Origin of the sequence: Mesotoga sp. HF07.pep.5.2.highcov (assembly GCF_003666285.1) — a bacterium.
GTDB lineage: Bacteria > Thermotogota > Thermotogae > Petrotogales > Kosmotogaceae > Mesotoga > Mesotoga prima.
The window spans coordinates 1-595 of sequence record NZ_JFHJ01000282.1 but is presented as its reverse complement, the minus strand read 5'-3'; the positions used below and the strand labels follow the sequence as shown (position 1 = coordinate 595).

The following is a 595-nucleotide window of genomic DNA, read 5'->3' as shown; positions in this document are numbered from 1 at the left end:
AAATCCGCACTGGTTGAATCATCGTTGTGCGTAATGATAGTTGAACCATTAACCATTGCATCCTTGCCGACTCCAAGGATAGTACATGCAACGGCTGCACTTGCGAAACTTATCAATGCCACAATCAGAATTATTAAAACTTTCTTCATAAGAGTACATCACCCCATCTAGATTAGATTTGTTGTTGCTTTTGAAACATTACTACTACGTTGTCTGACTGATCCCACCTCCCGTATAGATTCACTGAACAAGAAAGGGTTTTTGGATTCTAGTTGTTCAAAGAGTCCAGAAGTTCGCCCCATTCTTTAGGCAGACCTGTTCCAAAGTTAATCCTGTCTGCACAGTATTTGCCCACCAAGTAATCTCCAAACTTTAGCCAGTCGGCCTGCCATGCAACCGCCGTATTGTAAGCATAATCACTTATGATAGCAAGCGCGGCATCCTTATCGGTCTCGTATAGTTCTGTGGCAAGTTCTTGAATCTTTGGCACCGTCTGATACACTGCCTGCATCTTTGGATCCCTGAAGTTTCTTAGATCAACAATGGCATCTTTGAATCTCAGTCTAGTCATTTCCTGAACATATGTACTTGTCCA

1 pseudogene is annotated in these 595 nt (G+C 42.4%); it reads right to left on the bottom strand.

Annotation, left to right across the window (positions count from 1 at the left end):
- Window positions 1-268 precede the first annotated feature (268 nt).
- Window positions 269-595 (bottom strand): annotated as a pseudogene (locus BG32_RS06015) (peptidase C69); the annotation flags it as partial.